The sequence below is a fragment of the Gilvimarinus sp. 1_MG-2023 genome (genome assembly GCF_030548285.1).
The window spans coordinates 1-291 of record NZ_JAUOSC010000779.1; the positions used below are offsets into that span (position 1 = coordinate 1).

The 291-nt window shown below is 56.7% G+C and carries 1 protein-coding gene; it reads right to left on the minus strand.

The genetic code is table 11. From position 1 onward, the window contains the following. A partial coding sequence (locus tag Q4563_RS19020; protein ID WP_303605624.1) for a hypothetical protein occupies window positions 1-271 on the minus strand: 271 nt, incomplete at its 3' end. Window positions 272-291 lie beyond the last annotated feature (20 nt).

Consider the following 291-nt stretch of genomic DNA (forward strand, 5'->3'; position numbering starts at 1 on the left):
GGCGTACATGCAGTGAGCTGGCGACGTAGTTCGATGCCCATGAGTAGGATTTGAGCATGATGCCACGCAGGTTGATGATGGCGATGTTGTCGCGGGATTGTACTGGTAGCCCCGCTCGTTCGGCATCGATGACGGGGCCTGAGAATGTGGATGGCAGCGATGCGCGATCGGGGTCAATCAGGCTGGTTTCGAATTTGAGGTTGCCCGGCAATCCTGCCAACTGGGTATCTGCCAGTGAGCTGAGTGACCAGATCAGGGTTTTATCCAGCATGGGTGGCTCCTGTTGGGGTT